5 protein-coding genes are annotated in these 6,396 nt (G+C 77.3%); 1 reads left to right on the forward strand and 4 read right to left on the reverse strand.

Annotation, left to right across the window (positions count from 1 at the left end; all coding sequences use genetic code 11):
- Positions 1 to 1,560 (forward strand): FAD-dependent oxidoreductase (locus tag A2U95_RS20760; protein WP_240957497.1); only part of this gene is annotated, 1,560 nt, incomplete at its 5' end.
- 47 nt (positions 1,561 to 1,607) lie between these two features.
- Here A2U95_RS20760 and A2U95_RS20765 read toward each other — a convergent pair.
- Genes A2U95_RS20765 through A2U95_RS20780 form a run of 4 tightly spaced genes read right to left on the reverse strand, consistent with a single transcriptional unit; the run spans position 1,608 to position 6,307 of the window.
- Positions 1,608 to 2,615 (reverse strand): Rieske (2Fe-2S) protein, encoded by a 1,008-nt coding sequence (locus A2U95_RS20765; RefSeq protein ID WP_166025540.1) that lies wholly within the window; start codon positions 2,613 to 2,615, stop codon positions 1,608 to 1,610.
- Complete coding sequence (locus tag A2U95_RS20770; protein ID WP_166025541.1) at positions 2,612 to 3,607, reverse strand: phytoene/squalene synthase family protein; 996 nt, start codon at positions 3,605 to 3,607, stop codon at positions 2,612 to 2,614. The genes A2U95_RS20765 and A2U95_RS20770 overlap by 4 nt, the downstream gene beginning before the upstream one ends.
- On the reverse strand, positions 3,594 to 5,165 hold the full coding sequence (locus A2U95_RS20775; RefSeq protein ID WP_166025542.1) for a phytoene desaturase: 1,572 nt from the start codon (positions 5,163 to 5,165) through the stop codon (positions 3,594 to 3,596). Before A2U95_RS20775 ends, A2U95_RS20770 begins: the two co-directional genes overlap by 14 nt.
- Entirely contained in the window at positions 5,162 to 6,307 is a 1,146-nt protein-coding gene (locus A2U95_RS20780; protein WP_166025543.1) for a polyprenyl synthetase family protein, read from the reverse strand. Before A2U95_RS20780 ends, A2U95_RS20775 begins: the two co-directional genes overlap by 4 nt.
- Positions 6,308 to 6,396: the final 89 nt, after the last annotated feature.

The following is a 6,396-nucleotide window of genomic DNA, read 5'->3' on the forward strand; positions in this document are numbered from 1 at the left end:
CGTCCGCCGGGGGCCCGCCCGCGCGCCGCCCGGCGGGGCCGCGACCGCAGGGCGGAGGTCCTGATGCCGGCGCCGGGCCGGGAGCGCTTCGCACCCGGCGACGCGCCGGGCGTCGCCGTGGTGGGCGGGGGCATCGCCGGTCTCGCCGCGGCCACCCTGCTGGCCGAGCGGGGCGCCCGGGTGACCCTGTACGAGCGGGACGGGACGCTGGGCGGCCGTCTCGCGGGATGGCGCACCCGCCTGGCCGACGGGTCCGAGGCGACCATGAGCCGCGGCTTCCACGCCTTCTTCCGCCAGTACTACAACCTGCGGGGCCTGCTGCGGCGGACCGACCCCGGGCTGGAGCGCCTGCGGCCGCTGCCCGACTACCCGCTGCGGCACAGCGGCGGGCTCACCGACAGTTTCGCCCGCGTGCCGCGCACCCCGCCGTTCAGCGCCCTGGGCTTCGTCGCCCTCAGCCCCACCTTCGGCTGGCGCGACCTGACGGGCATGGACGCCCGGGCCGCGCTGCCCCTCCTCGACGTCCGCGTGCCCGAGGTCTACGAACGCTTCGACGCCATGAGCGCGACGGCCTTCCTGGAGCGGGTCCGCTTCCCGGAGGCCGCGCACCACCTGGCGTTCGAGGTGTTCTCCCGCAGCTTCTTCGCCGACCCGCGCGAACTGTCGGCGGCCGAGCTGCTCCTGATGTTCCACATCTACTTCCTCGGCTCCTCCGAGGGGCTGCTGTTCGACGTGCCGTCCGAGCCCTTCCCGCAGGCGCTGTGGGAACCGCTCGGCGACTACCTCCGGGGCCTGGGGGTGCGCGTCCGCACCGGCACCGAGGTATCCGGCGTCCGGCCGGGCGACGACGGGGCGGTCGAGATCGATGCCGACGGCGTGGCGGAGCGTCACGAGGCCGCGGTGCTCGCCCTGGATCCCGGAGGGCTGCGCGCGCTGGTGGGGGCGTCGCCGGGCCTGGGCACCCCGGCCTGGCGGGAGGACGTCGCCGCGCTGAGGACCGCGCCGCCCTTCCTGGTCTCCCGGCTGTGGCTGGACCGGCCGGTGCGCGCCGACCGCCCGGGTTTCCTCGGCACCAGCGGCTACGACGGCCTCGACAACGTCAGCGTCCTGGACCGCTACGAGGGGGAGGCGGCGCGCTGGGCCGCCCGCACCGGCGGCTCGGTGGTGGAGCTGCACGCCTACGCCGTTCCCGCCGGCGCGGACCGCGAGGAGGTGCAGGACCGCCTGCTCGCCGGTCTGCGCCGGGTCTACCCGGAGACGCGCGCGGCCCGGGTCGTGGACGTCCGGCACGAGTGGCGGGCGGACTGTCCCTTCTTCCCGGTCGGCTCCCACCGCCGGCGGCCCGCCGTGCGCACGCCCCACCCCCGGGTGACGCTGGCCGGCGACGCCGTCCGCTGCGACCTGCCGGTGGCCCTGATGGAGCGCGCCGCCACCACCGGGTTCCTGGCGGCCGGCGCGCTGCTCGCCGGCTGGGGGGTGCGGGGGCAGGTGCTGTGGACGGTTCCCCGGGCGGGCCGCTCCCCCGCGCTGCGGGCCCTGGGCGCGCTGGCCGGGCGCTGACCGCCGCGCCCCCGGACGGGTCCTCCGTCCGGGGGCGCGGGCACCGCTCAGCCCGGGAACCGGCCCGTGCTGCGCAGCGCCCAGCGGCGTTCGGCGTAGGCGAGGTCGTCCCGCCACAGGCGGCCGGCCGTCCGCCGCATCAGGGGGCGCAGCACGGGGGCGGCCGCCCGGGCGAGGGCGAAGCCGCGCCGGTCCGAGGCGGCGACCACCGCCTCGACGACGGCGGTCCGCGGCCGGGGGTCGTCCGCGGCCGTCAGGGGGGTGGCGTGGGTCTCCACCACCGAGGTGCGCCCCTCCCCCTCGGTGATGTGCATGACGACGGTGCGGGGCTCGGGAGCGGTGAACTCGGCGCGGACCGGCACCACCAGGCGGTCGGTGACCCGGAAGGAGACGTCGACGACGAAGGCGTCGTCGTCCTCCCCCCGGGGCGGCCGGGCCACGGTGAGGTCCACGAAGGAGTAGGGGTGGAACCACGAGCCGTGCCAGGGGTCGAGCCGGTTGGCGACCACGTCCTCGGGCTCGCACCGCCCGACGGCGGTGTACACGGCGTCCACGCCGCTGCCCGCCTGCGGCCGCGCGGGGACGACGGGGCGGTCCGTGGGCTCCTCGCCGCCGACCGCGTCCAGCCGGACCCACACCAGCACCCCGTCGTCGTGCACCGGGTACGGCTCCCACCCGGCGGCCGCCCCGCCCTTCAGCGCCAGGCCGTGCCAGTGGCACACCAGGGTGCCGCACACCACCCGGCTGTCGCGCAGCGGAGCGCCGAGGTGCGGGCAGACGCCCGGGCCCGCGCGCAGCTCGCCGGTGTCCGACCGCCACAGCACCACCTCCACCCCGCCGACGGTCCTGCCGTAGGGGCGGTCCCCCGCGCGCACCGCGCGGGAGGACCCGACGACGAACCAGTTGCCGGAGGGGCGGGCGGACGCCCGTTTCAGCGCCTCGGCGATCAGGCCGGGGCGCGCGTCGCGCCAGGTGGGCGTCTGGGAGGCCCAGTCCGACCGGCGACGGCGCCGCAGGGGGGAGGTCCAGCCGTCGCGGTCCGCTCGGTCGCTCAACTCACGGGTCCTTTCGAAGGGAGCACCGCGCCGCCCGGGCGGGGTGCGCGGCGTGCGGTGCGGGCGCGGACCCGCGCGCCGACGACGCCCGCCAGTCCGGCGGCCGCGGTGGCGGCGCGTCGCCCGGCGGACACCACGGCGCGGCGGTGCAGCACCCGGTACTCCTGTGCGGCGATCACGTCGAGGATGCCGCCGTACAGGGTGAACGCGGCCCGCACGCAGGGGCGGGTCAGCGGGTCGAGGAGCGCGATGCCGGGTTCCGCCGCGCGGTAGACCTTCCTGGTCAGCGCCTCGGCGGCGACCATGGCGGCCCGGACGCGCGGGTCGGTGCGGCCGGTGCGGCGGCTCCACTCCAGCAGCGGCCGGTCCACGCCGTGGGCGGCGAGGAGGTCGGCCGGCAGGTAGACCCGTCCGCGGTCCAGGTCCTCGCCGACGTCCCGCAGGAAGTTGGTGAGCTGGAACGCCTCCCCGAGGGCCGCCGCGTACGGGGCGGCCTCCTCACGGGGTCCCACCGTGCCGAGCACCGGGAGCACCTGCAGCCCGATCACCGCGGCCGAGCCGTGCATGTAGGCCCGCAGGTCGGCGTAGGTCGGGTAGTCGGTGACGTGCAGGTCGCTGCGCATCGAGGCGAGGAAGTCGGCGAACAGGGCGTGCCCGATGTCGTACCGCCCGGCGGTGTCGGTGACCGCCTTGACCACCGGGTCGTCCCCCTCGCCGGTCCGCAGCGCCCGGGCGAGGTCGTCCTCGAGGCGGCGCAGCGCCCGGTCGCGGTCCTCGGTCGTCGCGGCGGTGCCGAGGTCGTCCACGAGGTCGTCGGCCCGCCGGGCGAAGCCGTACAGCGCGTGCACGGCGGACCGGCGTTCGACGGGGAGGAGGCGGGTGGCCAGGAAGTAGGTGCGGCCGTGCCGGGCGTTGAGCGTGCGGCAGCGGGTGTAGGCGGCGCGCAGCGCGGGGTCGGTGATCCCCGCGGCGTCCAGTTCACGGCGCGTCATGGGCACCTGCCGGGGTCGGCGGGACGGCCCGGCCGCCGCGCGGTGCGGCGGGGACGTGCGCGGACGTCACCCGGGGCGTGCCGCCGGCGACGCGCGCGGCGGCGAGTTTGCCGCTGATGAGCACCGTGGGCACTCCGACGCCGGGGGTGGTGCCGCAGCCGGCGAGCACCACGTTCTCCGCCCCGCGCACCAGGTTGCGCGGGCGGAACGGGCCGGTCTGGGCGAAGGTGTGGGAGACGGAGAAGGGGCTGCCCGCCGCGTGTCCCTGCGCGGTCCAGTCGAGCGGCGTCACCAGCATCTCCTCCTGGACGCTGTCCGCGAACCCGTCCAGCCCGCGGCGCTCCAGTTCGGCGACCAGGCTGTCCCGGTAGCGGGGGCCCAGGTCGCGCCACTCGGCCGCGGAGGGGCCGACGGCGGTGTTCGGGCAGGGCGCCAGGACGTAGTGGAGGTGCCGGCCGGGCGGCGCGAGGCCGGGATCGTGCGTGGTGGGCCGGGTGATGAGCAGGGAGGGGTCGCTCATCAGCCGTCCGGAGCGGGTGAGTTCCTCGAAGGTGTCCTCCCAGGCGTGGCCGAAGGACAGGGTGTGGTGGGCCAGCGAGTCCCAGGTGCGGTCCGTCCCGGCGTGCAGGACCACGGCGGACGGCGAGTGCCGCAGCCGCACCGGGCGCTTGGGAGTGCGCCCCAGGAGACCGTGCGCGGCGGGCAGTTCGCAGGTGAGCACCACGGCGTCGCAGGCGATCCGCTCGCCGGAGGCCAGCCGCACGGCGCGGACCCGGCCGGCCGCGCGTTCCAGCTCGGTGACCTCGGACGACCAGCGCAGGTCGGCGCCCGCCTTCGCCGCGGCGGCCGCCATCCCGCGGGGCAGCGCGTGCATGCCGCCCTTGGGGAACCAGACGCCCGCCACGGTGTCCATGTAGGCGATCACCGCGTAGGCCGCGAGGGCCCTGGCCGGGGCGACCCCGGCGTACAGGGCCTGGAAGGAGAAGACGCGGCGCAGCCGGGGGTCGGTGATGAACCGGCCGATGCGGCGGTCCAGGCGCCCGAACCCGCCGAGGGCCGCCAGGCGGGCCAGGTCGGGGTGCAGCAGCTGGAACGGCGAGTCGAAGTTGGTGTCGATGAAGCGCCGCATCTGGGCGCGGTACAGCCTCTCCAGCCAGTCCCGCAGCCTGCGGTAGCCGTCCGCCTCGGCGGGTCCGGCGAACCGCCTGACCTCGTCCTCCATGGCCGCGCCGTCGGTGTGGACGTCGAGCGCGCTGCCGTCGGCGAAGGCCGCCCGGTAGGCCGGGTGCAGGGGGGTCAGCTCCACGTGGTCGCGGAGGCTGTCGCCCACCGCGGCGAAGGCCTCGTCGGCCAGGTGCGGCATGGTGAGCACGGTGGGGCCGGTGTCGATCTCGTACCCGCCCAGAACGGCGCGGCCCGCCCGGCCGCCGGGGCCGGCGTCCCGTTCGACGACCGTGACCCGGCGCCCCGCGCCGAGCAGGTGGAGCGCGCAGGCGAGGCCGGACAGCCCGGCGCCCACCACGACGACGTGGTCCGTGGGACCCGGTACCGTCCTCACGCCGCCTCCCCGGCGTCCTCGAGGGGGAGGCCGGCGGCCCGTCCGGCCAGCGCGGCGAACTCCCGCCGCACGGCCGGGTCGGCGCCGGTCGCCCGGAAGTGCCGCAGGGCGGTCACGGCCAGTTTCCCGATCCTCGACTCGACGGCGGCCCGCGCCCCGGTCCGCGTCAGCGCGGCGCGCATCCGCCGCACGTCCTCGTCCGTCCCGGTCGGCGCCCCCGCGGCGAGCACGGCGGCGGCCTCCGCGTCGCCGGAGGTCTCGGCGAGCCGGAGTCCGACGGCGAGCAGGCAGGTCAGCTTGCGGGTGCGCAGGTCCTCGTCGGCCGGCTTGCCGGTCAGTGCCGGGTCGCCGAACGCGCCGAGCAGGTCGTCGCGGAGCTGGAAGGCCAGCCCGGCGCAGCGCCCGGCGGAGCGCAGCGCGTCCAGGGCGGGCCCTTCGGCTCCGGCCAGCGCCGCACCCAGGGCGAGGGGGCGTTCGACGGTGTACAGGGCGCTCTTGAGGGTGGCGATGGTCAGCGCCTCGTCCACGCCCGACGCGGCGGTGGCCTGGGCGCGGACGTCCCGGTACTGCCCGGCCACCATCTCGCTCCGCATGGCCTGCCAGGTGCGCAGCAGCCGCAGGCCGTGCGGCGAGCCGAGCGCCGTCTCCGCCATCAGGTCGTCCGCCCAGGCCAGGGCGAGGTCGCCGGCGAGCACGGCGGCGGAGAGGGCGAACGACCCGGGCGCGCCGGCCGTCCGCGGCGCCTCGCGGCGCATCTCCTCGAACTCCACGTGCAGGGCCGGTCCTCCGCGCCGCAGCGCCGATCCGTCCATCACGTCGTCGTGCACCAGCGCGCACGCCTGGAGCAGTTCCAGGGCCGCGCCCGTGCGCAGGACGGGCGTGACGTCGCCCGTTCCGCCGGCGGCCCGCCATCCGCACCAGACGAACGCCGCGCGCATCCGCTTGCCGCCGCGCCGCACGAACGCGGCGAGGCGGTCGGCGACGTCGCGGGCGAACACCGGGTCGGTGTCACGCGCCCTGGCCAGTGCCTGGTCCAGGACGCCTCCGAGTTCCGCCTCGACCGCCCGGACGGCCTCCCGGGCCGTGAGCGGGCCGTCGAGCGGCCTGACCGGTTCGGCCACCGTGAGCCGCAGTCCCAGCATGCACAACCCCTCTTCACTCTCGGTCACCTGCACACCAGTGCTTCGGCCGAGGGATGGTGGATGGATGCGCTGATTCCTGCCCGCTCCGG

Origin of the sequence: Streptomyces chilikensis (assembly GCF_001642695.1) — a bacterium.
Lineage (GTDB): Bacteria > Actinomycetota > Actinomycetes > Streptomycetales > Streptomycetaceae > Streptomyces > Streptomyces chilikensis.